This is a genomic window from Ornithinibacillus scapharcae TW25 (assembly GCF_000190475.1).
In the GTDB taxonomy this organism is placed as follows: domain Bacteria; phylum Bacillota; class Bacilli; order Bacillales; family Amphibacillaceae; genus Ornithinibacillus; species Ornithinibacillus scapharcae.
Window position 1 is genome coordinate 1 of the sequence record NZ_AEWH01000012.1, and the last position, 25,896, is coordinate 25,896.

Sequence of the window (25,896 nt, forward strand, 5' to 3'; positions counted from 1 at the left end):
GCAAAATCATTTATGCGCTTTTTAGCGACAAAAAATATCTTACCACATTCCAAACTATGAAGTCAATCATTTTTTAAAAGAAATTTTGTTTCAAAAAGTAATTTCATAGTTTTGTGCGGTAGATATATAATTTATCACGTATGGAATATAATTGCAAGACTAAATAGCATCCAATTTATTCCATACAATTTCCCAATTACACACCTTTCTAGTTATCAACTTATCAACACAGGCCAAATTAATACCCACTAGTACAATTAAAGAATCCATAACTATAATTGAATCATGATTAAATTTAATAGAAATAAAAATCTACTCAAATTGAATCTGAGCTACTAAACACTTTCAATTATTGAAGTGATTATAACCTATCGTCTCGTATTCTATATAACGACATACAAGTGGAACAGTACTTGACTGTTCCACTTAATCTATTAATTATGTATTTGTACGAGAATTAACTGCATCCAGAATACTCGTAACAGTACCTGGGTCTTCCAAACCAGTCACATCCCCCACCACTGTTCCATCTATTAGTATTTCTTTCAATAATCTACGCATAATCTTTCCACTTACGGTTTTTGGCAGTACTTCAGTTACAATGATTTGTTTCGGTCTTGCAATGGCTCCAATTTGATCCATTATACTGGAATTTATATTACGTAACATACCATCTGACTCTACATACCCTTCTGCTAGTCGGACAAACACAACAGGTACCTCACCCTTAATAGCGTCTGGCACGCCAATAACTGCTGCTTCAGAAACTCCCGGTACCTCTAGAACGGCACTTTCCATTTCCATTGTACTTAGTCTGTGACCTGCGACATTGAATGCATCATCGGAACGACCAACAACCCATATGTAACCATCTTGGTCCATAAGTGCTAAATCAGATGCAAAATAGCAACCTTCCACTTGGCTAAAATATGCGTTATAGTATCGTTCTGGTTCCTTCCACAAAGTCCTACAAAGCATTGGAAATGGCTTTCTTATCACAAGATTCCCTAGTGTATTGGGGCCAACTGGTTTCCCTTCATCGTCCACTACTGCAACATCCGCACCTAAGAATTGCATACCGGCTGAACCTGGTTTCATTGGAGTGAGCCATGAGGCACCCGCGATTGGACAACCAGCAGTTTCCGTTTGTCCCCAAGTATTATTAACTGCTATTTTCTTTTTCCCAAGTACTTCATATGTCCAATTCCACGTTTCTGCATCAAATGGTTCGCCAACTAATGAAATGACATCGAGACAACTTAGGTCGAAGTTTTCCAGAACCTTATCCCCTAGACTCTTTAACATACGTAATGCTGTAGGTGCTGTAAAGAGCTTGTTCACACGATATTTTTCCATAATTTGATAGAAGCGATCCTTTGTAGGGTAGTCAGGTGCACCTTCATATACAACTGTGGTTACACCGTTAGCTAAGGACCCCACTATTCCCCATATATGCATGGTTAGCCATCCAATGTCCGCCGAACACCAAAACACATCATCATCTTTGTGATCCATATGATATTTTGCATAAATATAGTTTTGTACAACAAATGCCATGCCGGAATGGACGACGCCCTTTGGTTTCCCAGTTGTTCCACTTGTATAGAAAACAATTCCTGGTTCATTAGCTTCCATTCGTTCTGGCTCGCATGTCATACTCATTTTTGCTCTTAAATCTTCCCACCAATAATCTCGACCAGGTTCCATCGTAACTTCTGCTCCAAATCGGTTTACTACAATTACTGCTTCAACAGAAGGAACAGTCGGAATAACGATATCTACTTTTTCTTTTAAAAAGATTTTCTTACCACGACGTTGTGTGGCATCTGCTGTCACTATTACTTTTGGTTCAAAAGCTACTAATCGATCATTTAAGGACTTTTCCGAGTAACCAGAAAAGATAGCATTGTAGACTGCACCTATACGAAAACAAGCAAGCACAGTTATAAAAGCTTCCGCTAAGTTTGGAAGAAAAATCGCTACCCCATCACCCTTATTGACACCCAGTGAACGCAATGCATTAGCAAAACGGTTTACTTCAGCTAATAACATACTATATGTAAAGAATTTGGTGTCGCCATTTTCCCCTTCCCAAATAAGGGCGGTTCTATTTCCAGCGCCGTTTTCAATATGGCGATCTAATAAGTTAATGCAAGGATTGCTAATTCCGCCTTCAAAAAAGCGAAAATCGGGGAGTTGTCCTGTGATTGTTTCTTTCCAAGGTTCAAACCAAACAAGATCTTTTGCAACACTGTTCCAGAAACTAGTAGGATCTTCCTGGGATTGTTTCAATAGTTTTTGAAAAGCTTCTGTTGAGCCAATTGAAGTTGCACGGGATTTTTCTTCATTCGGATATACTAGCTTGCTATTTTCAACCACCTGTAAAATTCCACTTACATCCATGTTTAACTCCTCCTTTAAAATTAACTCGCTCTAATAAATAATACCAAAGATTCTGAATATAATAAACATAATTTTATTACTAATTATTAGTAGTAGGTCTTACTTATTTTCAAAAGAACTCATACACTAATTTTCCCTTGTGTTTGAGTTGTCATTTAAATCGGCCATACTTCATTAAAGTAAGTAAGTGGGTCGCTAAAGGATTGGAAGTATCATTTATTACAGTTTCATTAGTCCTTTCAGGGCCACCATCTGCATCTAAAACACCGATAGCACCAGTATCGTCGTTGCCTAGATTCATTTTTGTATTGATATATTCTACTCCATTTTGTTTAAATTCAAATATAAATTACGATATCAGACATTTCCTGCATGGCAATATCTGTTTTGCAATAATGAGCTTGCATCCAAACATTTCGAATAGCTTGTCTCGTACCTATTTCTAACGCTCTTAATTTATGACTATCGGCAAGCCCAGCTGCATCGTCTGTCGCGGAATTTATCTTTTTTCCGCTTGTTAATCTCTCCAATGACTTTTGAAGATTGGATTACTTTTCCTTTGTTTTATTGGAGAGTATCTTGGATAGATGGCTTGCGTTTATGTACATGGTGATCCTTCTTTCGATTGCTATAAGGTTCTTAAAAAACAAAAGTATTTATATTTACTATTCAGAAAAAACTGGTTAATCTTTATATAAGTTAATGATTATCGTTCGCAATAGCTTGAACAACATCAGTTTGCAAAGTTTTTTTATTGGTAGTATATTTTACATAAATTATAAAGTTAGATGTTGGAGGAACTGATGACTCTTGACTATACAAATTCTATTCCACTACACGTTCAATTAAAAGTGGAACTTGAAAAGAAAATATATAATGGGCTATATAAAGATAAAATACCGAGCGAACGAGAATTAATGGATGAATATTATGTAAGTAGAAGTACAGTAAGGCAAAGTATCAATCAATTAGTGAGTGACGGCATATTAATTAAAAAACCAGGAAAAGGTACATTTATTGCTTTAAAACCTATTAATGATTGGTTAGGGAGTTTAAGTAGTACTTCTGAAGTCATTGAAAGAATGGGAATGCAACCTGGAGCAAAATTAATAAAAGCAGAAATTAAAACAGTAAATAAAGAGCTAAGTGAGCGAATCGGAATTAATGAGATCTATCACTTTAAAAGAGTACGTTATGCTAATAATATACCGATTGGTATTGAAAGACATTACTATCCAATCCATTTTGGTGAAAAATTAGTAAACTATGATTTAAATAAAGAAGCTTTCTATGATTTGTTGGAAAGAGAACTCGGTGTAAATCCTTTTGAATGTGAACAATTTATCAAAGCAGGGAAAATAAATAAAAGCGATGCTAAACTCCTAAATATCGAACCTGATTCTAGTATCTTAATTGCGGAGAGAAAAATTACTGATATTAACAATGAATTTGTTGAATTCGAGCTTGCTTATTATCGTTCTGATATGTATTCATTTAAGATTAATTTATCTCGAAAAGGATTATAGCTTGCCAACCTATACTGGTACGGACGTTATAACCATATTGCAATATATATGCATTAATACCTATGATAATAATGTCGAAATTTATACATTATTGTCGGAGGAATTAAAATGGAACAAAGAACAACTTTGAAAAAATCTTTTAAACCACAATGGGTTTGGGCAATTGCTCTTGGCTCATCTATTGGTTGGGGGGCATTTGTACAGCCTACTAATTGGATAGCCACCGCTGGTCCACTCGGGTCTATCATTGGCTTCGGAATCGGTGCGTTACTCATGATGGTAATAGCAGTAAGCTATGGCTTCCTGATAAAGAGCTTTCCTGTATCAGGTGGGGAATTTGCTTATGCCTTTATTGGTTTAGGTAGAACACACGCATTTATTTGCGGTTGGTTTTTAACACTTGGTTATATTTGTATCGTTGCACTCAATGCTTCAGCATTTGCATTAATGTTCAAATTTGTATTTCCTAGTTTTATAGAACATTTGCATCTATATGAAATAGCTGGTTGGAATGTATATGCCACAGAAATAATCTTAGCTTCGTTAGCATTACTATTATTTGGTTATTTAAATGTTAGAGGCAATGGCTTTTCCGGTAGAATTCAATTTATTTTCTGTGTGGTAATGGTAGTTAGTGTACTAGCCTTAGCCTTACTAATCGGTGTACAACCCGAAGCGGGATTTAATAATGTCCAACCATTATTTCCTCCAGAAAAGACAGCACTTGCTGCAATTATAGCAATTGTTGCTATCGCACCTTGGGCATATGTAGGATTTGATAATGTTCCACAGTTAGCCGAAGAGTTTAACTTTTCTTCTAAAAAGGCGTTTAATCTAATTATCATCGCTTTAATATTCGCAGCTTTCCTATATATAATAATGATTTTAGCAACTGCTATGGCTCATCCATGGGAACAGTTGGTCGATCAAAATTTGTTATGGGGAACTGGTACGGTAGTTAGTAATCTAATAGGTAATTTCGGATTACTAATTTTAGTAATTGCAGTTTCTATGGGGATTTTTACTGGGATAAATGGATTTATTGTATCATCTAGTCGTTTATTATTTGCAATGTCACGAGCGAAATTTATACCCGAGGCTTTCTCAAAATTACATCCAAAATACAATACACCATATGTAAGTATTATATTCACAATAATAATTTCATTACTAGCCCCTTGGTTTGGACGCCAAGCCTTAACATGGGTAGTTGATATGTCTTCTATTGGGGTTACAATTGCTTATTTTTATACTTGTTTTACTGCTTACAAGTTATTTAAGTGGAACATGGATAGTGACTTCAACCCTACTATAAATGAGATTTCACCATCTAAAAAGTTATTTGCACTTTTAGGTTCTATCGTTAGTATTATTTTCCTTTGCCTTCTATTAATACCAGGATCACCTGCATTCCTAGGAATTGAATCTAGAATCTCACTATTAATTTGGATTATTTTAGGAATAATCTTCTATCTTATTAAGAGAAATGAATTGAAAGTTATTCCCGAAGATGAATTACATTATCTTATCTTAGGTAAACAGAAATACCAGAAGTAATTAAAAAGGTGGGTTAAGAGTTATATCTCAACCCACCTTTACCTTTAGAGTGAATCTAAGTAAAAACAACTATAATAATGGTAATTTAAAATAATCATTGGTTCCCCTTAATAATATCCATATTTATACCGATATATACTATGTAGAATAACTAATAATTATATTGAAGGGTGTAACATATGTCTAGTAAACAACTTGTTCAAGTTAATAATATACTAAATACATTAATAGAAGCTACTGAGCATTTTCATGGCTTAGTAAAAGAAAAAGAGTTTAACCAAAGCATCTATATTTTTAGTTCCATTGTTGATGGATTTGGAGCAATAAGTAAGGTTGATTATCCTTTTGAAAACAGTGATTGGGAAAACTATAAATTAAAAGTTGAGAATTATTTTCTCAATATTGCTCAACAACTTGAAAATGCAAATCTAGTTAAAGTAAGTGAAATACTGCAGTTTTCTTTACTTCCTCAACTTAAAAAGATGAGTGATACAGTATTCAAAGATTTAGGAGTAAACGAGGAAAGTAAAACTATTACAATAGGTGTATTTTCTTCCGCTACAAATCCTCGAAATATCTATCCCGAGGATCGCTTAAATGCCCTAATTCAAGAGAGTATAAAACAAAATTCCAAACTTCTATTTTTCTCAAAAAATGATGTTGACTTTGAAAACAAAACAGTAATTGCTGATATCTATGATTCTGGAAAATGGGTGCGTCAAACCGTTCCGTTTCCTGATGTCATAAATAATGTAGGTGGCGTAATAAGTTCGCATACAGAGAGAAAACTACGTAGAGTTTTACCTTTTACCAGCTTTTTCGTTGGGAACAAAGTATCATTACCTAAGAGAATTGTTCAATATCGTACTTATGCTGAGTTACTAGTACCATTTATTCTGTGTTCTAACAAGGCGAAAATTAATCACTTCCTTGATAAGAATAATAAAGTAGTATTTAAATACCTTAATAGTAACCGTGGAGAAAATATCTTTTTCGTAACAAAAAAAGGGAATAGATATATATTATTAGAGCATAAGAAGGAACGCATTCTTAGCCAAGAAACATTCGATTCATGGGTAGAGAGTGTTATTTTAAAGGAACCGGAAAGTTTTATCGTACAGAAGTATATTCACACCCGTACTAAAAGCGGAGAACCATACCATATTAGAGCTCACGTACAAAAAAATGGAGAAGGACAATGGGTATTAACACATATTTATCCGCGTATTGGTAACAAAAAGAGTAATCTAAGTAACGTTGCAACTGAAGGACGAATTGAAGATTTCCATTCATTTCTTATTAAGGAATACGGTGAACAAACTGGCACAACCTATGAGCAAAAGATATTAAAACTGTCAATAGACTTAGCCCACCATATTGATAAACTATATGATTTGGGCATTGATGAATTAGGTATTGACTTTGCAATTGATGATAATGGGAGAATATGGATGCACGAAGCTAATAATGGTCCGCAAACTGCATTCCATGAAGAGAAGCGAGCAAAGAATACAATAGCCTACGCAAAATATATAGCTAAAAATGGTATCTTCCATACAGATTATTTCATAAAATCTGCAGCAGGAATGTTTCTTTCTAGAAACTCCAATTTAGAGTATGCCTCTCTAAATAACCTGCCAACTATCGGTATCCTAACCGACAAAATAGAAGAAAATAACTTGCTAGATTCGTTTGCATCAGAAGTTACTAATGCAAATATTAATTTATTTGCGTTTAAGCCATTAGACATCGATTATGAAGAAATGTTGATTAGAGGGTACTTTTTCGAGGATGGAAAATGGGTAGCTAAACTAGCAAAATATCCTGATATTATTATCGATCACATTAAACTAAGGAATGATCATAATGGAAATTGGATATACGAAGAATTTGAAGATATTCCATTCACAAACAAATGGTCATCTCGACTATATAACCGTTCAGATATATATTCATCTCTAATTAGTCAATTGGATAATAATAATCAAATATCCTTCGCACCGTATGATAAAGTCAATAAAACTAGAGATATATTTAAGTATCTAGAAGAGTATGGAAAGGTGATCTTGAATCCCGAGATTGGATACTCAGCATTACAGTTTATTCAAAAGAATAGCAATGGAAAATATCAAATTACGAATGCAAAGTTAGTAAAAGAATACAGTGAATTACAATTAATGAATAAGTTAAAAGAACAGATAACTGAAAAAAATTAATATTGTTCAAGCAGATTCTAGATTCACAAGTCCAAAAGATAATATACCATACGCTATTAGTGCACACTTAATTTATGTAGATAACGAATGGAAACTGGTTAATATTTACCCTAATAACCTAGAATACCCATCAACTGAAATAAAACTTTTAGAGGTGCTTGGGGATTCTTACTCAGAAGATGTAATAGAAAAGATAACTTCAGATGCCATATTGATAGCTACGACTTTAAAGGACCAGTATAACTTTATAACAGAGTTGAACATTATTTTTGGTTTTAATGAACAACTGAGCATCATTGACGTAAATCCAGATGGTCCTAGTACACCTTACGATATGAAGAAATATACTAGATGTATACTAGACCAAGCTTTAGAAGTAATTAAGCAAAATAAATAAAAATAATAACCTTAGTGCTTCCCATAAGTTCAGATAATATAATCTGATTTCTATGGGAAGCTATTTTTTATTTACAAACACTTACCATGAACTATTTCTTTAAGAATCAATAGTATAGGAATTATACTATAAATTCATTCAATTAATGAACGAATTAGATATACAGCGTTTTATTATGTTTGGTAGCCTTAGCATCATTTCTAAGTAATTAAACCCTTTTACGATGGAACGAAAATCTTAAGCTTGATCTAACAAGAGAGGTTCTTAATTCAATAGCTCAGCTCTATAGTGCATTTATTGCGTGCGAAGTAAATATCGGGCATCTGTGGGATATACTTCTCTAATTGTGGCGTTCAGCATACACAATGACTTCAATTTTCATAAGCACCATGCTTATCTTTTCACCTACTAAATCTGCCTTTATAACCCCACATCTTTATCAATAATCATTTTTCACTGTATTTAATTATATCTTTTACCTTCTAAGCAATCCGAAATCTAACATCTGAGTTCACTATTTAAAAACTCGACCATTACTTAGTTTATGTATTCTAAACAACAAAAAAAGCTATCGAGGGTTTCTCGATAGCTTTTTTATTTACGATGATTAACGTAATAATTGTAGAACACCTTGTGGTTGTTGGTTAGCTTGTGCTAGCATACTTTGAGCAGCTTGAGTAAGGATGTTATTCTTAGTGAATTCCATCATTTCTTTAGCCATATCAACGTCACGAATACGTGATTCTGCAGCAGTTAAGTTCTCTGCAGAAGCACCTAGGTTGTTGATAGTGTGCTCTAAACGGTTTTGAACAGCACCCAGGTCAGAACGTTGAGTTGATACAGTATTGATAGCAGTATCAATAGAAGCTAATTGTTGATCAAATGTTTCTGTTGTGAAATCAGTTACATCAATTCCATTAACTCCTAGATTTTCTGCAGACATATCATCGATAGTAACAGATAGTTGTTGTCCTTCATTAGCTCCGATTTGGAAAGTACCAGTGAAAGTACCATCTAATAGAGCTTTACCATTGAATTCAGTTCGGTCAGAAATACCTTTAGATCCAGTTTCTCCACCAAGTTCTTCGATTAGAGCATCGATTTCACTTTGGATAGCTTCTAGATCTTCAGTTTCTTGTGTACCAGTGTTACCAGCTTGAACAGTTAGTTCACGCATACGTTGAAGGATTGAATGAGTTTCGTTCAATGCACCTTCAGCAGTTTGGATTAAAGAAATACCATCTTGAGCGTTTTTAGAAGCCATTTCTAAACCGCGGATTTGTCCACGCATTTTTTCAGAGATTGCTAGACCTGCAGCGTCATCTCCAGCTTTGTTGATACGAAGACCAGAAGATAGTTTTTCTAAAGAGTTTTGAGTTGCACCAGTGTTAACACCTAGTTGACGGTGTGCGTTTAACGCAGAAATATTGTGATTGATAATCATAATTTACTTACCTCCATGTAATTGTGTTTTTTATTTTTTGCGAGTCACATCCATATGTCCCGCATCTATAACAACTCTATTAGAGTTATTACCAAAGTTGTTTTAAATGTTTGGCCAAAACATTTTTTACATCATCTGATGTTGTACTATTTATATCGGCAGAATAAAAATATGTTTAATGTTTTTTGAAAAAAAATTAATAGATTTTGTAGAATGTTGTTAAACCCTTATAAAATAAGGGTTTTCGGCGACAAAAAAAGCCTATAGTGATCACACCATAGACTTCTCACCCACCAAGTTACTCGCAGGTACCATCTTTCGCTTCTTTTCAAACATCATTCGATTCAAGATTTGATACAACAGCTCTCGATCTTCTTCTAGTATATTGGTAAACTGAACACCATAACCAAACTTTTCTTTTTCCGGATACAGTTCCTTCCTTACTAGTTTCCCTCTGACTATGAATCTATTATCCCTTAACGAGAACCTAATCTTGATAACTACTTCATCCTCAATTGGATATTCATGCTCGCAGACGAATTTTACACCGCCCACACTAATATTCTTTAATATACCATTAAAGAACTTTGGATTTAAGGCCTCATTATCGACATCGATAAATTCTACAAAGCATGCGAGATCATCTACAGGCATTCGGAAGGTATCACGATGGTTGTTGCCTTTAAATGAAGGGATGACAGGATAGTCTTTGTTCTCTTTGAAAGCTGTATTTTCATGATGGTGGTGATGTGTTGGTTTTCGTAAAATATAATATAAAGACAATAATAGTAGGAAAACAACAGCTAACAAAATATACATCCAAACCTTATAATCCACTTTCTAAACCTCCTCACTCTATTTAATTGGGTTTTCGAAAACAACCACTAGGTCTACCATTACGTCAAATAGGAGATCCATAAGAACTTGGTCTCCATGCACTAAAGTCCCAGTTTTCTTCGGTAGCTAGGCTGCCATTACAGTGATGTATTAGGCCCTTTGGCTTTGCGTCCTTACCTTTCGATAAGTTTGCCTTTTTCGTAAAACCTCGATAACTAGTACTATTATACTAAAAGTTTTTCCACAATTCGACAAAATTCCGTAAAAATATCTTATTTTTATCCACTTTCTTCAAATTTGATTCTAAAGTCCTATATCCGACGTAATAAAAAAGCATGCCGGAAGCATGCTTTTTAACCTTTTTCTTCTATACTAATAGTTTTCGATCCTTACGACTTGTAAATCGCATGAATATCATTAGGGACAGTAATACCAATATCATTAACAATAGAGATAGTGCTGCTCCTAACTGCCAGTTCATTTCAACTAGGAATGCATCTCGGATAACATTACCTACCATTAATAACTTGCCACCAGTAAATAGGTCTGTTACAACGAAGACACTAATTGCTGGAACAAAAGTAATAATAAATCCTGCTAGAATTCCTGGAAATGTCAGAGGCAGGGTAACATGTAAGAATGTCCTAACTGGTCCAGCACCTAGATCTTCAGAGGCTTCCAAGTATGTTTTATCCAATTGCTCAATGGAAGAGTAAATTGGCAGTATCATAAATGGAAGAAATCCGTAAACAAGTCCTAGAATAACTCCGCCTGGTGAATACATAAGTGCTAACGGTTCTTTAATGAATCCCCAGTCCATTAGCACATTATTAATAACACCTTGATTATTCATTAAGATGATCCATGCATACAGACGAATTAATAAGTTCGTCCAAAATGGTACCATTACTAATAGAAGTAAAAGGTTCTTCCATTTTCCAGAATTAGCAATAAAGTATGCAAATGGATAGGCAACAACTAAACAAACAATAGTTGCAATTAGTGCCCACCAAATGGATTGCCAGATTACCTTCGCGTATAGTGAACTAAATGCAGCAGAGTAAGCATCTGTACTAAACTCATAAATGATTGCACCGAAGTCTCCATTGGTAGTAAAGCTGATAACGGCAATAAATAGAACCGGAATCACTAAGAAAAGTGTTAACCAAAATAAACTTGGGGACAAAAGTAAATAAGCCTTCTCAAAATTTTTCCTCATTTAACCTCTCCCCTTTTTCTCATCCTTAATCCTACTACTAATACAACGATGAACATAATAGCGATTATAATGGTAGAAAGTACATTCACTTCAGGTGATACACCGAGACGAACCATCGAATACACAAGAACTGGTAACGTATTATCGCCAGGACCTAAGGTGAAGAATGAAATAACAAATTCATCAAGAGAAATCGTGAACGCTAGTAGTGCACCGGCAATAACCCCTGGAAGAATGAGTGGAAATGTGACTTTCCAGAAAGTTTTCCATTCATTTGCTCCCAGATCCTTCGCAGCCTCTTCTAGTGAGCTGTCAAAGGAAGATAGTCTCGCTAATACAACGAGCATCACATAGGATATAGTTATCGCCACGTGCCCAGGCACTGCGGTATTCAAACCTAATGACATATTTAGTATTCCATAAATTGCTAGCAATGCTACAGCAACGACTATATCGGGGATAACTACGGGAATATAGAATAGAAACTCCACAGATTTCTTTCCGATAAAGGTGTAACGATGAAGTGCAAGTGCTGCTAGCGTTCCGAGTATTGTTGAAATAATGGTTGTGATTACTGCTAAATACAAGCTATTCATGGTGGCACTGATTAGTTGGCTATTTTGAAACAGTGAGCCATACCATTCCAGTGTAAAGCCAGTCCATACCGTACCTAGCTTCGAATCATTAAATGAATAGATAACCACAAATAATATAGGAATATAAAAGAATAAAAAGACGAGTAGGGAAAACGAAAATAATAATTTCTTCGTTCTAGGTCTCACATTTTCCACCTACCTTCCATGATATAAAACAACGTAGAGGTTGGGACAAACTAAATGACTTCTTACAATTTACTATGGAAGTCATATCCAATTCAGCTCCGGAAATATACGTAGACTCCAGCAGGAGGATAGGCATCGGCGAGACCCCGCTGTGCGCCAGCACGAGGAGGCTCACCAGCCGACCACGCAAGGTAGACACTGCGACGGTTTTGTCGAGCAGATGTCGCCCCTGTACTGGAAGTGGAAAGCGAAGTATATTTCCGGAGCGGGGTTATACGCCATACCAAATTCAACTTTGATTTCTATCGTTGAATATGCATGCAGCCAGCTTTCGCAAATCCAGACATATTAGAAGAGGATGTCCCAAGGCATGGATAAATCCCACAACCCAGAAACAGCCTCTCTATGAAATTCTTAACTATTCAACCTTTGTTTCCTGGAACAAACGGTTCATAAATTGAGTACGATCCGCATCAAGTGGTAAATTCCACTCAGCACGTTTAATCACTTCTTCAGGGAAGTTAATTCCAGGGCTATTTTTAATATTATCAGGTAAAATCTCTACAGCTGCTTCATTCGGATTTCCATAAGGAATGAACTCAGAAAGCTGCTTACTCACTTCAGGACGAAGCAGATAATCAATGAATACTTCAGCTGTATATTTGTTCTTCGATGTTTTTGGAATTACCATTGCATCTAACCAAACCACTCCACCCTCTTCAGGTAGAACGAAGTCAATATTTTCATTTTCTAACCAAGCAGTTGCAGCCGCTCCAGAATAACCATGAGCAATCCAAGCTTCGCCACTAACTAGACGATCAGATGGTGTTCCATCAAATGCTAATACATTTGGAACTAGTTCTTTTAATTTATCGAATCCTTCTTGTAACTGTTCTTCAGTTGGGTCATTCATATCATTACCAAGTAGCTGTTGAAGCATATTAGAAACTTCTTTTGATTCTTCTAGTAATAGAACCTTTCCAGCGTATTCTGGATTCCATAAATCTTCCCAGCTTGTAGGTGGTTCTTTTATGAATTCTTTGTTATATGCAATCCCGTCATATCCATACATAAATGGAACGGAGTATTTATTCTCAGGGTCAAACGGCATATTTTGCCATGCATTTGCGATGTTTTTGTAATTAGGAATATTATCAAAATCAATCTCAAGAAGTAGATCATTATCCACCATTTGTTTTACATAGTAATCAGATGGAAACACTAGGTCATAAGCGACTGTTCCACTCTGTACTTTTGTTAACATCTCATGGTTGGAATTGTATGTAGAATATACTACCTCTACACCAAACTCTTTCTCAAAATCATCAATAACATTCTGTGGAATATATTCACTCCAGTTAAAAACGATTAACTCATCACTTAATTCTTTATCTCCACCAGCATTCTCAGATTCCTTCTTATCAGAACCACAAGCTGCTAGAAAAACAATGAACAAACTAACAAGTGCAAATACAAATACCTTTTTCAATCTTTCCCATCTCCAATCTTTTATTTGAGTTATATATTATTTTTTAAGAACCACCGAATTATTAGGGCTCCAGTTTACATAGATATCACTAGTTTCTGTAAAATCTTCAATTTTATCAGGAAATTCATTAATCGTAAGCTCTTTGCCATTTGACATCGTCACGACAATTTTCGTAACTGATCCCACATAGATTTTTTCTTTGAAGGTAGCTTTTAAATTGATAGAACTATCAAATGGAGTGCTACTAACTTTCATCTTTTCTGGACGAACAGAAATATACACTTCTTCCCCTTGGGTTACTTCGTTTGTTTTTGGAATATCAATCGTTTGACCTGAAAATTCCATTCTAGCCATGTCGCCTTCTATTTCAGTTACACTACCTTCTAAAATATTAGTTTGACCAATAAAGTCAGCCACAAATCGGGTTTGTGGTCTTTCATATATATCAACAGGCAGACCAATCTGCTCGATTTTCCCTTTGTTCATTACCACGATACGATCAGACATGGTTAACGCCTCTTCCTGATCATGGGTTACATAGATAAACGTTATATTCAACGTTTGTTGAAGGTGTTTCAATTCTAGCTGCATCTGCTTACGTAGTTTCAAGTCCAGTGCTCCAAGTGGTTCATCTAAAAGTAGTACCTTAGGATTGTTCACAATTGCACGAGCAATGGCGATACGTTGTTGCTGTCCACCACTTAATTGCTTTGGCTTACGGTTGCCATATTCCTCTAACTGAACAAGCTTCAGTGCCTTTGTTACACGCTCTTTTATTTCTTCTTTTCCTACTTTTTTCATTTTCAAACCAAATGCCACATTATCAAATACATTCATATGTGGAAATAGGGAGTAACTTTGAAAGACCGTGTTTACTTCACGTTTATAAGGTTCCATCTCATCTACTTGCTGACCATTTAGAAGTATCTTTCCTGATGTTGGCTTTTCAAAACCGGCTATCATTCTAAGTGTTGTTGTCTTCCCACATCCAGATGGTCCAAGCAAAGTAAGGAATTCCCCTGCCTTAATATCTAAGTTCAAGTCATCCACTACATTCGTGTCATCAAACTCTTTCGTTACATGCTCTAACTGCACCATTTGAACACCCAACTTACATCCCTCCTTCTTTCTTAGGGGGGAACGTCCCCCAGATACACGAATCATTACCGTAATAGTTACTTTTTCCTTCTAGCCTATTACTATTCAGTTGATAGGATAAAAGGAAGATTCTAAGATGTTTTTTTACATATTTTGGGAAAGAATGACAATCAGTCATAATTTTTGGCATTAAAAATACACCCTTCTCTACCAGGTAAAGGAGCGCCAAAACGCTGTTATCCTTCCCCGTTGGGTGCGTACTGTTCGGTAAAACTATATAAATTTACTAATATACGATAAACAAAAAATTCTCTAGAAAAGAGGCTTTCTGTCCTTTCCCCATTAATGTATGTAAAGCTACTAGCACATATCACTCTTTTAAGTTATTTATAGAAAGTCGATTTATGCTAAAAAAAATATAGCAGTTTTTGTTTCGTAATTCAATAGTTTTTTTGTATTTTGTTTTAAAAAATGAAATTGGGGGTTAGTAGTTGAGTGGAATTGAGTTTGAAAACGAGATTACTATAGTATTATTACCTATCGTTCTATAATTATTTTCTGTAATAATATCTCAAGATTGTGCTATAATGATAATAAGAAAACCGAGTGGCGCTAACCACCCGGTAGTTGAGATTACAAACCGCATAAAGAGCGGTTGACCAATGATAAGAATTATATTCAAGGAAGTAACCGTCCACGCACTGGTCAATGGGGGGCGGTTACTTTCTTTTTGTTATGACGATTATCGATACAATCAAGGTTATAGCTGCAATCAATGAAGCTTAACGCTTCGAATATCGTCATTCTACCACCTCCTTTCAAAGGAGATGATCAACCGCCCACCATGCTTATGTAATTACTAAGTACTATTATAACATTCCCACTAAATAAATACGAACAAACACTCCCTCGCTTCACCCCTTAATCGCACCTTCTGTCATCCCTTTTGCAATCCTACGCTGAAAAATAATATACAAGATAATCACTGGGACAATCGCAATAACAAGACTAGCAAACAATGTCCCCCAAGCATTCGTATACTGTGCTTCATTACTAATATAATCAATTGCAAGTGCAAGCGTATAATTTGTTTCGGTTTGCAGGAAGATTAGAGCCATGAAGTATTCATTCCAGAATTGAATACAGTTCATAATCGTAACTGTAATAATACCTGACATTGTTAGAGGGGTTACAATTTTAAACAGGATTCCATAAGGAGATAGTCCATCGATCGCAGCAGACTCCTCTAACGATTTCGGTATGGTACTAATAAAGCTAGTCAGGACAAAAATACTAAATGGGAGCTGACTTACTGCATAAACAATAGATAGTCCAAGGATACTATCTAGTAAGTTTAATTCTGCTAGTAGGAAAAACAATGGAATCCATCCCAGTACCATTGGTATCATCATGGCAGAAATATAAACGGTAAACAGAATTTTACTCCCTCTAAAATTAATTCTTTCAATCGCGTAGGCAGTTGGAATCGCTAATACTAATGTTAAAATCGCACCTATCACGGTTACAATCAAACTATTGAACACGCTGACATCAATATTATAATTCGTCCATGCTTGGTTAAAATTTTCTAAACTAAATGATTCCGGCAATCCCCATGGATTACGATAAATCTCCGCATTGGATTTAAAAGAACCTAAAAACATCCAAAATATTGGGTACAATACGGCGACGGTCCATAAAATTAACGGTATTCGAATCCCGGTTCTTCCCATTATTTGTCCAACACTGCGTTTCATCCACACCCCTCCTTCGCCTAGATCAGTATTCAATCTTTTCTCTGCGCATTAAAAACTGTAAAAACAGGACCGTTATTAGGGATAAGATTAAGATCATCACACCAATTGTTGCCCCATAGCCAAAGTTATACTGCTTGAATGCTTGCTGGTATAAATAAGACCCCATCACATGTGTAGCGTTATTCGGTCCGCCACCGGTCATGACTTGTACAAGGATAAAGGAGCCATTTAGTGTGGTAATAACGATATATAAAATGGAAACCTTAATCTGTGGCCAGACAAGTGGAAGGGTAATTTTCCAGAACTGCTGCCATTCACTCGCCCCATCAATTTTTGCCGCTTCATAATAGCTTTTTGAAATATTAGCAATACCGCCCATCAGCATCAACATGAAAAGTCCAATTCCTGCCCACACTGCCGGAAGAACGATACTTGGCAATGCCCATTTTTCATCCCCTAACCATGGCTTAGCCCATTCTTCCAGTCCTAAATATCCCAATCCTGAATTAATCAGTCCTAAGCTAGGATTATAGAGAAATGTCCACAAAATACCGATTACCACTACAGACATGATATTTGGAAAGAAGAACACAATTCGGTAGAATGGTGCCTCTTTAATTTTTAATTGTGTCAGTGCTACTGCAAAAAACATGGCAAGCACCATAATTCCAATTATTTTTGTGACCACTAAAAAATAATCGTGCTTAATCGTATCGGGGATGATGGAATCTTGGAATAGCTTTATGTAATTATCGAAACCAATGAATTCTTTATTGCTTGATGATCCTGACCAGTCAAAAAACGAGTAATATAATCCGCTAAATAACGGATATAAAGTAAAAATGGCAAAGAGAATAAATGCCGGTACTAAGCAAAAAGCTAAAAACAGGTATTTTTGTTTTTTAGGCTGTACCATATAATCACTCATTTCTTAAGGGATGACTTCTATCTCAAAAGCCATCCCGGTTCATAGTAAATTCCTACTCTAATCCCGCACGGTAATCTGCCGCTGCTTTCTCCGCTTCTGCAACAAATTCTTCCGCTGTCATATTACCTAGCATGAGAGAAATCAATGCGTTTCCTACTGGGGTTTCTAAATCAGCACTCATCGGATGTGGTTTTTCATAGATTTGGACAACTTCTGGATTGTTAATCATCGCATTTGCCTCCATTAAATAGTCAGGAACATTCTCATTTTGCGATAGGTCAACACCGTTCAAGTTCATAATTGCTCCTGTATGCTCGGAGAAGGAGCTAGCATATTCTCTAGTAAAAACAAATTCAACAAAGGCTTTTGCTGCGTCAGGGTTTTCTGCCTCTTCTGCAATGGCTAGAGGACGTAAATCTGGTACAATGGCATAGGTTTCATCCGCAGCATTCATTGGTGATGGGATAAAACCAAATTCAAAGCCATCCGGAATATCATTCTTCATTTCATTTGGAAGCCAGAAGCCAACAGGGATAAATGCATTCTCATGAAGTAGGAAATTCATTTGAGATTGCGTATGATTCAATGCACCAAGTCCTGAATCAAACATTCCCTCCTCTACCATCTGTTCCACACGTTTCATGATTTCAAGAACCGGCTCGCTAGACCATGCTCCTTCTTTCCCTGTTATGACATCAGCTAAGAGTTCTTCCCCACCTGCAGCAGCGAATGCAGGGTACAGCATTCCGCGTAGGAAGTAATATGGATGTTGACCTGATGTTACAAATGGATCAATGCCTTCTCCTTGTTTAATCTCCTTCATTGATTCCATAAACTCATCAAAATTATTCGGAACGGTATATCCCTTCTCGTTAAATAGCGCCTTATCATACCAAGTCCCCCACGTATCAAATACAAGTGGTAACGAATAGATTTCTCCATCGTATGTTGCTGGTTTTACGATAAAGCTATCCTGAAGCTTATCCCCACCTTCTAATTCAATACCTGAGAGCCACTCTGTTAATTTCATTAGCTGACCATCTTCAACCATTTGTGTTTCACTTGATCCTGCTCCATCGATATAAACTACATCTGGCGGATCATTTGATACCCATCTGGAGCGCATTTCCTCGTTAATATTCGGGCCTGCATGTTCTATTACATTCACATCTGGATAGGCTTTTTTAAAATCAGCAATTACTTCCTTCCACCAGGAATCACCATATCCGCCAACGAAATATTGAATCTCCAGGTCCCCAGCGATTTCGCCATCCTTGCCGACATTCGAACCAGAATCTTTTTCATCATCGGAACAAGCAGCTAACACGATTATCAATACGACCATCAACATTAAAGCGAATAACCATTTTAATTTCATGTATTGCCCCCCTTTTTAGCATCCAGAAAGAAATCTTTAAAACTTACTTCTTTCTATTAAAAATATATGTAAACCCTTTCAGGTAAATGCTAGAAATCGGCACGAAAAAACCATTCCTGCATCTAAGCAGAAATGGCTTCCTTTATCGGTATTTTCGTTTTAAGTAAAAGTAAAATAAGATAATTCCCACGATGAAGATAGGTGTTAACATCTTCATAATATCTGCCAAAGTGAATTCTCCTTTCAAGCTTTATCACTACGGCTTTTTCTTGTTCCTGTTCCAAACATATCTACTAACATGAGAAGTAGAATTAGGATTGGAATTCCAGCGACGAGAAAATAAACATTAAAGGTAGTAATTCCATTAGCATGATGTTCTGTAACAATTTGAATTAAATTTTCAGCATACGAAGAAGATAACTGAACATAATCTGAGGTGGTGTTTTCTAAGAGGAAAGCTGAATCACTATCTAACCATAATGAATAAATCTGAGTTTCTCCATTTTGAATCTTAAATTCTAAACTGTAATCACTCGGTGGCATATCAACTTCCCCACGTTGGTTTTTAACTTTATTTGCAGCTTTTATAAGAATGGATAGTTCTTTTGAATGGCCCTCTTTCGTAAATGTATGGATACTATTGTCGTCTTGTATAATCTCTACTTCACTAATAGTATTTTTAGAAAGATTGCTGCAAGCAGTTAGTACAAAAACTACCAGGAAGAGCCAAAAAATTACAATCAATTTCTTTATGTAACGCCCTCCCTCTTGTTGCATTTATTTCCTCTCAACTAATCCGAACCCAACCCCTGTAGGATCCACTAAATAGGCTAAGTAAAAATCATCAAACTCCATTTTTTCTCTTACAATCAATGCACCGAAGTTCTTTGCTTTTGAAATCGTATTGTCTATGGACTCTACCTCTATTTGTATTCGAGTGCCATGAGGATAGTCATGCGGCCCCTTACTAACTCCGCCTTTAAGACTTGGAGAGTTATCTTCGTTTTGCTGTGACACTGGCCAGTAATCCCAGTTTGGTTCAGAAAACTTCCAACCAAATACACTTTCATAAAATTGAACTGCCTTTTCTGGGTCTTGAGAGCTTATTTCAAATCCGACTACTTTTGCCAAATTTCTTCCTCCTTTTCTTCACTTGTTTCTATATTTTATCGTAACATATTTATAATAGAATATTAAAAAAATTATTAACTAGGAATCACACTTGGGCTCTTAATTCCTTTTCTAACCGTTTCCTATGTATATGCGCTAGAGATAACAATTCTAGTTCTTTTCTATAAATTCCATCCAATAAACGCTTGGTCTCTGACCAAGCTAAATCATAGAGTTCCTGATTGATTGTTCCTGTGGCTAAGGCCTCTTCTAATTCCTCCTCATCTAATACAAAAACCTCGCCAGTTGGTAACACAACGATATCTAAATACAAGTCGTCTGTGTAGGGAACTCCATCCTCCACCCCATTTTCAACACAAATATCAATGTACCATTGGACAATATTCCCTTCTTTATCAAAGGTAGTGGTAATAGCGTGATGTTGACCATGCGGAAATTGCAACAGCCACCTATACCCATCATGCACAATACAAATTTCGTTTTCCCCATAGGTGACCATTAGGGCTTTCTTTACCTTTACCATTTCAATTAGTGTTATATTCCCTTTAAATTGCTCCTCGTCCAGATTAGCTTGCGCGTATTGCCGTTCGATAATACGGGGCCAATTTGAACGGTCTCCATATCTCCTTTTTACCATAGCAAATCTCTCTCCTTAAAAATTGGAACGAATAATATTATGTAATCGTGGCCGTAATCTTAGGATTGGGGGGGTTCTACCAAAATGAACTCGATTCGTTAACAAAATAACATATAGTTCTATTTCTGGATCGAACCATATACTTGTTCCGGTATATCCTGTGTGCCCATAGGATTTATCTGAAAAATAATCACCACAAGAAGCATAGGTGGGACTATTTAAAATCCACCCTAGCCCTCTATATTCAGAATCAAATAATGTATGGTTTCTTCGAGATAGATGTAGCGCCCGCTCAGAAAGAATCTGCTTGCCGTTATAAGCACCATGATTCTCAATCATGGTCGAGAAATTGACTAAATCTTTAATGGGCGAAAACAATCCCGCATGACCACTAATCCCACCCATGGATTCGGTATTTTCATCATGGACTATACCAGACTTATAGCTTCCTAGTTTGACGCTATACTCGGTTACAGCGTATTTTTCTGTTGAGAAGGTTGGATTAAATCCTGTCTCTTTCATCGCTAATGGAATAAAAAATTCACGCTGAATAAAATCACGAAACGTTTCCCCAGTAATTTTTTCAATTATCTTATATAAGACAATAAGTCCTAAGTCACTATAGACCACCTTTGTACCAACGGGATATTCCAGGGCTTGTTTATATATACGAGATAAAATTGATTTCGTATTCAAATTTTCCTTAAAATATTCTTTATGCGCTGGAAGTCCTGATGTATGAGTTAACAAATGCCTAATCGTAATCTCATCTTTTCCATTCTGTCCGAAGTCTGGTAGAAAGAAAGAAATTCGATCATCCAGTCGGACTTCCCCATCATCCATTAACTTCAAAACCGCTGGCAGCGTAGCAACAACCTTTGTTAAGGAAGCTAGATCAAACACCGTGTCGAGTTGCATTGGTGCCTTTTCAGGAAATACGACCCGATTACCTATCGCTTCCTGAAGAATCACACTCCCTTGATATGAAACATGTATGACTGCACCGGGAATATGGTTTAATTCCACTTCTTTCTGTAAAAGTCGGATAATCTGTTCTTTCATTTACGTCCCTCCAATAGCTTTATCGTAAACAAAATAAGCTAACCCTTCTGAGTCAGCTTTTAGATTGTATTTTTCTTATTCTTGCTTATGAAATCAATTGCATCTCTTGTAACATCAATATATTTTACTGTTTCATCGTATTTTAATGTCGCAACACGCATGAATAAAATATCGATCAATTGTAGTTGACCTATACGTGATGAGGTTGCTCCGCTTCGAAATGTAGGCTCTCTTGTAGCAGATGTATACAACCGAACATTTGCCTGTTCCGTTACTATAGAGTTTCCGTAACGAGTGAGACTAATCGTCTTCATGTTCTTTTGTTGAGCTAGTTCCAGTATTTTTGCAACTTCCCCGGTTTCTCCTGAAAAGGAAATTCCTACTACTACATCATCCCTATCCCCATTTGCTACCATAGTCGCAGCCATATGAATATCGGAAAATGCATATACTGTTTTGTTGATTCGTAGAAATTTTTGCTGAGCATCCTGTGCAATAATCCCCGATGCACCAACTCCAATAAAGTGAATATTGTTTGCATGGTTTAAAAGACTAGCTGCTTTTTCTAGTTCTTCTAATTGGATTAATTCTGCAGTTTCCTTAATTGCTAGAATACTATTTGTCGTCATTTTATTGATAATAGCCTGTAACTCCTCATGTGGTTTAATATCTCGAAATCCTTCAGGTATAGACGTTTTTTGTAAATCTCCTGCGATTCGGAACTTCAAATCTTGGAACCCCTTTACATCCAGTGATTTGCAAAGTCTCGTTACTGCAGCTCCACTAGTATTACTCCTTTTACCAAGTTCTTGAGCCGTCAATTTAATCGCCTCGTCAGGATAATCGAGTATATAATGTGCTATCTTTTTCTCGGAAGGAGGTAAAGTTGGTAACATCTCGGAAAGCATCGTCAGCCCTCCAGTCATATAGGACATGCGATCCACTCTCTTTCTATTCCAAATCCTTTTTCATAACATGAAATCTTCTAGTAATCTGGAAGCCTGACTTTACGTATAGATGACCTGCAGCACTTTTTTCACCCGTCCATAAAAACCAAGCATGGTGCAGCCCTTCTGCCTTCATATGAACCAAACATTCATGGAGCAGGAGTTTTCCAATCCCTTTGCCTTGTTGTTCGGGGGTAACCCCAAAAGGTCCAAACCTTTCTGGCACACCCTCATAACAACCATACAAACAAAATCCTACCAATTGATTATACTGCCTAGCAATAAGAATTCTTTCAAGAGGCAATCCTTGCAGTATCCCTTCACGAATTGCCCTTCCCCAGTCTGAATTAATGTTTTGATTCGTAAACTGGATAACCTCATATAAGTCCCTATCCTTTGCTTGGTTGATAGAATACCCTTCTGTTAATCTTACTTTCTTTAATTCCTCTATCTCACTTGGAATGCAAAAATGAACTAGGTTTCTATCCATTGCAACGGGTGAATATAGTTTTTGAAAACCATGCTTGGCTAAAAATTGAAATCCCCCAGCATAGGTTTCCTCATCTATTCCTGGCAAAATATAATTCGGTGCATAGGAAGAAAAGAAAATATGCTTTCGATTATACTTTTTGAAAAAGCTAACTAGTTGATTAAGAAGTTCTGTTCCGACACCTTGCTGCTGGAATGCTGGGTCTACACAGAAAAATGTAATCCAACCATTTTCCTCCTCTAACTCTGTTCCCACCATCGGTAATAATCTTCGTACTCCATACATACAGCCAATTAATTCTTCTCCATGAAAAGCTAAGCTGAGACCTTCCGGGTCAAAGTTCGCGTCGAGTAAAATTAGATGGCGAAAACGACTTGATGTAATCGGATCCTTTGGCAAGCAATTATTCCAAAGTTTCACAATTTCCACCTCATCTCCAGGCAGATAGGTATGATACGTAATCAATTAGGCTCCCCCTTTTGCTAGAGCGATATCAACTGCCTTGCGAACAAATCCATTTGCAGATTGGATTGCATCTTTTGCTTCGTCCAAGGACACACCAGCTTTGATCATGACTATTGCAGGTTTAACCTCGTTATCTGTTATTTTCAAAATATCACTCGCTTTTTCATGCGATACCCCTGTAATAAATGAGACAATCGTAATCGCCCGCTCCTTTAACTTTTCATTGCTGACTTTTACATCAACCATCAGATTTTCGTACACTTTCCCCAATTTAATCATTGTAGTAGTGGTTAGCATATTGAGGATTAATTTATGAGCAGTTGCAGCCTTCATTCTTGTCGATCCCGTAATAACCTCAGGTCCTGTAATGACCTCAATCGGGACATCTGCAATTTTACTGATTACCGCATTTTTATTACTGGATAAACTGATAGTTGATGCTCCAATCGATTTGGCATATCGGAGAGCCCCAACAACATAAGGAGTCCGGCCACTAGCTGCTATTCCAACAACAACATCAATTTCTATTAATCCTCGTTTCTTCAAATCTTGCTCTCCAAGATATTCACTATCTTCAGCACCCTCTACCGCCTTTTCGATTGCACCGGTACCACCTGCAATAACAGCTTGCACCAACTCAGGTGGTGTACTAAAGGTTGGTGGGCATTCTACCGCATCTAGAATCCCAAGTCTCCCACTGGTTCCGGCTCCGACATAAAACAATCTACCACCATTTTTCAGTGCATGATAAATTGAATCAACTGCCATCTCCACCTGTGGCAAAACAGCTTGAATCTTATTGGCAACCTTCCGATCTTCCTCATGTATTACATTCAATATTTCCGATGTCGTCATCATATCTATATTCGTCGAATGCTCATTTCTCATTTCTGTAATCAAAGCTGATAACTTATTCATTCGCATACCATCCATCCTATTTTTAACTTTTGTATTTATTTGGTTGTAGCTTGGGTTATTGAGTCTGTAAAAGTTATATGCTCCTGTTGAATCTAGTTTCTCCCGGTGAGGGACTATGTTCTGCTGGGCAGGGACTATATCCATCGCGAGTGGGACTATGTTCTGCCGGGAAGGGACAATGTACTCCGCAGGTCGGACTATAAGGTAGTTTTATATTTTCCCAGCATGGAATCAATCTCCCTACTCCTTCACGCCCCCCAATGTCAATCCTTTCACAAAGTGACGTTGGAATAAGATAAATACAATAATCATCGGTATTGCAGCAATTGCTGCACCACTCATTAATAATTTGAAGTCCGCTAGGTTTGCGTCCTGTAACGTTTTTAAACCAACTGGTAATGTAAATAAATCAGAATTGTTTAATACAATAATTGGCCACAAGAATGAATTCCAGACATTCATAAATGTGAAAATTCCGAGTGCTGCAAGGCCAGGCTTGGCGAGTGGTATGACAATTTTCCAATAGGTTTTCCATTCACTTGCACCATCAATTTTCGCTGCTTCTATTAATTCATCTGGGATAGAAAGCATAAATTGCCGCATCAAAAATACCCCAAACACCATGGACAAATCTGGTAGAATCAATGCCCAATGCGTATCCATCAAATTCAAGTCTCGGACCATAATAAACATTGGTACAAGTGTTACCTGAGAGGGGATCATCATGGTGGAAATGATCAACCAAAAGATAAAATTTCGACCTGGGAATCTCTTTTTAGCAAGTACATAGCCCGCCATCGAATCTAGTAGGAGTATCCCTATGGTTACTACGATTCCAATGTAGAGACTATTCAAGAACCATAGCCCCATTTTATTTTGCTGAAATAAAGCCTTAAAACTAGAAAAGGTATCAGCTATAATTTGGTCCATAATATCACGATGATAAGCTTCTTCCTTTATATCCCCAGCTTTTTTTGCATCATTTGCCTTTTTCCAATGTTCTACATACTCTGTTATGCCAATCGGATACATTTTAGGCGGATTGGCATTGACATAAGACGTCGGGCGGTCCAGCTCTTCATCCTGATAACTGCTTAATTGCAATGAAGTACTAAACACCCAATAAAGTGGTAAAAGGGATATAACGGCCGCCACCGATAACACGATATAAATCAATGCTTTACTCCATGTAAAACGTTTCTTCATCATATCCCC

General features: G+C 36.6%; 23 protein-coding genes, 1 pseudogene and 1 riboswitch. Of the genes and pseudogenes, 4 read left to right on the top strand and 20 right to left on the bottom strand.

All coding sequences use genetic code 11. The features are described 5' to 3' along the window. Positions 1 to 438 precede the first annotated feature (438 nt). The 3 genes and pseudogenes from G5W_RS0103220 to G5W_RS0103230 form a co-directional block, all read right to left on the bottom strand. Entirely contained in the window at positions 439 to 2,403 is a 1,965-nt protein-coding gene (locus tag G5W_RS0103220) for an acetate--CoA ligase (protein WP_010094193.1), read from the bottom strand. A 151-nt stretch (positions 2,404 to 2,554) separates the two neighbouring features. After that, positions 2,555 to 2,704 carry a hypothetical protein gene (locus G5W_RS23695; RefSeq protein WP_010094194.1) on the bottom strand — a complete coding sequence of 50 codons (150 nt, stop codon included), beginning with the start codon at positions 2,702 to 2,704 and terminating at the stop codon, positions 2,555 to 2,557. A 37-nt stretch (positions 2,705 to 2,741) separates the two neighbouring features. After that, positions 2,742 to 2,936: pseudogene (locus G5W_RS0103230) on the bottom strand (flagellin N-terminal helical domain-containing protein); the annotation flags it as partial. A gap of 270 nt (positions 2,937 to 3,206) precedes the next feature. Between G5W_RS0103230 and G5W_RS0103235 the strand changes: the two are divergent. The 4 genes from G5W_RS0103235 (at position 3,207) to G5W_RS23505 (ending at position 8,099) form a co-directional block, all read left to right on the top strand. Further along, a complete protein-coding gene (locus tag G5W_RS0103235) occupies positions 3,207 to 3,929 on the top strand; it encodes a GntR family transcriptional regulator (RefSeq protein ID WP_010094198.1) in 723 nt (240 codons plus the stop codon). 108 nt (positions 3,930 to 4,037) lie between these two features. Continuing rightward, positions 4,038 to 5,486 (top strand): APC family permease, encoded by a 1,449-nt coding sequence (locus tag G5W_RS0103240; RefSeq protein WP_010094200.1) that lies wholly within the window; start codon positions 4,038 to 4,040, stop codon positions 5,484 to 5,486. 179 nt (positions 5,487 to 5,665) lie between these two features. Then, the gene (locus G5W_RS0103245) at positions 5,666 to 7,702 is read left to right on the top strand and encodes a YheC/YheD family protein (protein WP_010094201.1); all 2,037 of its coding nucleotides are present in this window, start codon (positions 5,666 to 5,668) and stop codon (positions 7,700 to 7,702) included. Between the two features lie 154 nt (positions 7,703 to 7,856). Further along, a complete protein-coding gene (locus G5W_RS23505; protein WP_010094202.1) occupies positions 7,857 to 8,099 on the top strand; it encodes a hypothetical protein in 243 nt (80 codons plus the stop codon). 607 nt (positions 8,100 to 8,706) lie between these two features. Here the strand turns inward: G5W_RS23505 and hag are convergent. The 17 genes from hag to G5W_RS0103340 all read right to left on the bottom strand — a co-directional run bounded on the left by hag (position 8,707) and on the right by G5W_RS0103340 (position 25,887). Next, positions 8,707 to 9,543 carry a flagellin Hag gene (gene hag / locus G5W_RS0103250; RefSeq protein ID WP_010094203.1) on the bottom strand — a complete coding sequence of 279 codons (837 nt, stop codon included), beginning with the start codon at positions 9,541 to 9,543 and terminating at the stop codon, positions 8,707 to 8,709. 270 nt (positions 9,544 to 9,813) lie between these two features. Then, on the bottom strand, positions 9,814 to 10,380 hold the full coding sequence (locus G5W_RS0103255) for a PilZ domain-containing protein (protein ID WP_010094204.1): 567 nt from the start codon (positions 10,378 to 10,380) through the stop codon (positions 9,814 to 9,816). Positions 10,381 to 10,498: 118 nt separating this feature from the next. After that, positions 10,499 to 10,584: riboswitch (cyclic di-GMP riboswitch) on the bottom strand. Between the two features lie 163 nt (positions 10,585 to 10,747). Continuing rightward, positions 10,748 to 11,599 (bottom strand): ABC transporter permease, encoded by an 852-nt coding sequence (locus tag G5W_RS0103260; RefSeq protein WP_010094205.1) that lies wholly within the window; start codon positions 11,597 to 11,599, stop codon positions 10,748 to 10,750. Continuing rightward, on the bottom strand, positions 11,596 to 12,381 hold the full coding sequence (locus tag G5W_RS0103265) for an ABC transporter permease (protein ID WP_010094206.1): 786 nt from the start codon (positions 12,379 to 12,381) through the stop codon (positions 11,596 to 11,598). The genes G5W_RS0103260 and G5W_RS0103265 overlap by 4 nt, the downstream gene beginning before the upstream one ends. A gap of 418 nt (positions 12,382 to 12,799) precedes the next feature. Next, positions 12,800 to 13,870 carry an ABC transporter substrate-binding protein gene (locus G5W_RS0103270; RefSeq protein WP_010094208.1) on the bottom strand — a complete coding sequence of 357 codons (1,071 nt, stop codon included), beginning with the start codon at positions 13,868 to 13,870 and terminating at the stop codon, positions 12,800 to 12,802. Between the two features lie 36 nt (positions 13,871 to 13,906). Further along, positions 13,907 to 14,968, bottom strand: a complete 1,062-nt coding sequence (locus G5W_RS0103275) for an ABC transporter ATP-binding protein (protein WP_033445555.1) — start codon at positions 14,966 to 14,968, stop codon at positions 13,907 to 13,909. A 914-nt stretch (positions 14,969 to 15,882) separates the two neighbouring features. Next, positions 15,883 to 16,725: a carbohydrate ABC transporter permease gene (locus G5W_RS0103290; RefSeq protein WP_010094214.1), complete on the bottom strand. Its 843-nt coding sequence runs from the start codon at positions 16,723 to 16,725 to the stop codon at positions 15,883 to 15,885. Between the two features lie 22 nt (positions 16,726 to 16,747). Then, positions 16,748 to 17,641 (bottom strand): carbohydrate ABC transporter permease, encoded by an 894-nt coding sequence (locus G5W_RS0103295; protein WP_029190992.1) that lies wholly within the window; start codon positions 17,639 to 17,641, stop codon positions 16,748 to 16,750. A gap of 64 nt (positions 17,642 to 17,705) precedes the next feature. Further along, on the bottom strand, positions 17,706 to 19,031 hold the full coding sequence (locus tag G5W_RS0103300; protein ID WP_010094216.1) for an ABC transporter substrate-binding protein: 1,326 nt from the start codon (positions 19,029 to 19,031) through the stop codon (positions 17,706 to 17,708). Between the two features lie 243 nt (positions 19,032 to 19,274). Then, positions 19,275 to 19,808 carry a YhfM domain-containing protein gene (locus G5W_RS0103305; protein ID WP_010094218.1) on the bottom strand — a complete coding sequence of 178 codons (534 nt, stop codon included), beginning with the start codon at positions 19,806 to 19,808 and terminating at the stop codon, positions 19,275 to 19,277. After that, positions 19,809 to 20,162: a VOC family protein gene (locus G5W_RS0103310; RefSeq protein WP_010094220.1), complete on the bottom strand. Its 354-nt coding sequence runs from the start codon at positions 20,160 to 20,162 to the stop codon at positions 19,809 to 19,811. 85 nt (positions 20,163 to 20,247) lie between these two features. Beyond that, positions 20,248 to 20,799: a ribonuclease FAU-1 family protein gene (locus G5W_RS0103315; RefSeq protein ID WP_010094222.1), complete on the bottom strand. Its 552-nt coding sequence runs from the start codon at positions 20,797 to 20,799 to the stop codon at positions 20,248 to 20,250. Between the two features lie 15 nt (positions 20,800 to 20,814). Further along, positions 20,815 to 21,861 (bottom strand): serine hydrolase domain-containing protein, encoded by a 1,047-nt coding sequence (locus tag G5W_RS0103320; protein WP_010094224.1) that lies wholly within the window; start codon positions 21,859 to 21,861, stop codon positions 20,815 to 20,817. 59 nt (positions 21,862 to 21,920) lie between these two features. Next, entirely contained in the window at positions 21,921 to 22,796 is an 876-nt protein-coding gene (locus G5W_RS0103325; protein ID WP_029190993.1) for a MurR/RpiR family transcriptional regulator, read from the bottom strand. 16 nt (positions 22,797 to 22,812) lie between these two features. Beyond that, a complete protein-coding gene (locus G5W_RS0103330; protein ID WP_010094228.1) occupies positions 22,813 to 23,763 on the bottom strand; it encodes a GNAT family N-acetyltransferase in 951 nt (316 codons plus the stop codon). Next, entirely contained in the window at positions 23,764 to 24,687 is a 924-nt protein-coding gene (gene murQ / locus G5W_RS0103335) for an N-acetylmuramic acid 6-phosphate etherase (RefSeq protein ID WP_010094230.1), read from the bottom strand. A gap of 234 nt (positions 24,688 to 24,921) precedes the next feature. Beyond that, positions 24,922 to 25,887 (bottom strand): carbohydrate ABC transporter permease, encoded by a 966-nt coding sequence (locus tag G5W_RS0103340; RefSeq protein WP_010094231.1) that lies wholly within the window; start codon positions 25,885 to 25,887, stop codon positions 24,922 to 24,924. Positions 25,888 to 25,896 lie beyond the last annotated feature (9 nt).

What these genes read in the sequence shown, in the direction of transcription:
- G5W_RS0103220 (WP_010094193.1), bottom strand. Translation starts at nt 2,403, where the DNA reads ATGGATGTAAGTGGAATTTTACAGGTGGTTGAAAATAGCAAGCTAGTA.
- G5W_RS23695 (WP_010094194.1), bottom strand. Translation starts at nt 2,704, where the DNA reads ATGAATCTAGGCAACGACGATACTGGTGCTATCGGTGTTTTAGATGCA.
- G5W_RS0103235 (WP_010094198.1), top strand. Translation starts at nt 3,207, where the DNA reads ATGACTCTTGACTATACAAATTCTATTCCACTACACGTTCAATTAAAA.
- G5W_RS0103240 (WP_010094200.1), top strand. Translation starts at nt 4,038, where the DNA reads ATGGAACAAAGAACAACTTTGAAAAAATCTTTTAAACCACAATGGGTT.
- G5W_RS0103245 (WP_010094201.1), top strand. Translation starts at nt 5,666, where the DNA reads ATGTCTAGTAAACAACTTGTTCAAGTTAATAATATACTAAATACATTA.
- hag (WP_010094203.1), bottom strand. Translation starts at nt 9,543, where the DNA reads ATGATTATCAATCACAATATTTCTGCGTTAAACGCACACCGTCAACTA.
- G5W_RS0103260 (WP_010094205.1), bottom strand. Translation starts at nt 11,599, where the DNA reads ATGAGGAAAAATTTTGAGAAGGCTTATTTACTTTTGTCCCCAAGTTTA.
- G5W_RS0103275 (WP_033445555.1), bottom strand. Translation starts at nt 14,968, where the DNA reads ATGGTGCAGTTAGAGCATGTAACGAAAGAGTTTGATGACACGAATGTA.
- G5W_RS0103290 (WP_010094214.1), bottom strand. Translation starts at nt 16,725, where the DNA reads ATGAAACGCAGTGTTGGACAAATAATGGGAAGAACCGGGATTCGAATA.
- G5W_RS0103295 (WP_029190992.1), bottom strand. Translation starts at nt 17,641, where the DNA reads ATGGTACAGCCTAAAAAACAAAAATACCTGTTTTTAGCTTTTTGCTTA.
- G5W_RS0103300 (WP_010094216.1), bottom strand. Translation starts at nt 19,031, where the DNA reads ATGAAATTAAAATGGTTATTCGCTTTAATGTTGATGGTCGTATTGATA.
- G5W_RS0103305 (WP_010094218.1), bottom strand. Translation starts at nt 19,808, where the DNA reads ATGCAACAAGAGGGAGGGCGTTACATAAAGAAATTGATTGTAATTTTT.
- G5W_RS0103315 (WP_010094222.1), bottom strand. Translation starts at nt 20,799, where the DNA reads ATGGTAAAAAGGAGATATGGAGACCGTTCAAATTGGCCCCGTATTATC.
- G5W_RS0103320 (WP_010094224.1), bottom strand. Translation starts at nt 21,861, where the DNA reads ATGAAAGAACAGATTATCCGACTTTTACAGAAAGAAGTGGAATTAAAC.
- G5W_RS0103325 (WP_029190993.1), bottom strand. Translation starts at nt 22,796, where the DNA reads ATGTCCTATATGACTGGAGGGCTGACGATGCTTTCCGAGATGTTACCA.
- murQ (WP_010094230.1), bottom strand. Translation starts at nt 24,687, where the DNA reads ATGCGAATGAATAAGTTATCAGCTTTGATTACAGAAATGAGAAATGAG.
- G5W_RS0103340 (WP_010094231.1), bottom strand. Translation starts at nt 25,887, where the DNA reads ATGAAGAAACGTTTTACATGGAGTAAAGCATTGATTTATATCGTGTTA.